We start from the raw sequence: 714 nt of genomic DNA on the forward strand, positions 1-714 counted from the left end.
CATAACAGTTCTCGTCTTGCTATCTATCCTGAGCATTTTTGTTGGTTATTCTGATGTGACACTTTCCGAGCTGTTATTAGGCGATCCACATGTGTGGCTTATTTTCTGGCAAACACGCCTTCCTCGTACAGTCGCAGTGCTCTTGGTTGGACCGGCACTTGCACTTTCAGGCCTGATTATGCAATTGCTTGCACGTAATCGCTTTGTAGAGCCATCAACTGCTGGAACTCTTGAATCTGCATCTCTTGGCATCCTTTTTGTCATGATTTTCCTCCCCAATATCCCTGTTTTAGGAAAAATGGTCATTGCCGCAATTTTTGCCATGATTGGTGCATTACTGTTTATGCTTTTATTGCGCCAGATCCCTTTAAAATCCACTTTCATTGTACCACTCACAGGGATTATACTGGGTTATATGATTGGCTCCCTAACCAATGCTATTGCTGATCATGAAATGCTGCTGCCTTCTCTTCAAGCCTATTTATTTGGCAGTTTTGCAATGATTCTTGATGGAAAATACGAACTCTTGTGGCTATCTTTTCCCCTTTGTACTCTTGCCTATTTTACTGCTGATCGCTTTACAGTAGCTGGTCTAGGAGAAGATTTAACTAACAATCTTGGACTTAATTATCGTACTGTTATGTTCTTTGGTCTTTTTATTGTCTCATCAATCACCGCTGTTGTAGTCTGTACAATTGGCCGTATTTCCTTCGT

General features: G+C 41.3%; 1 protein-coding gene. It reads left to right on the forward strand.

The window, feature by feature from the left end; translation table 11 throughout:
- Position 1 precedes the first annotated feature (1 nt).
- Positions 2 to 714, forward strand: a 713-nt coding sequence (locus ACFIK8_RS11445) for an iron chelate uptake ABC transporter family permease subunit (protein ID WP_375669497.1), incomplete at its 3' end; no start/stop codon positions are given.

The sequence above is a fragment of the Bartonella sp. MR168JLCBS genome (assembly GCF_042194175.1).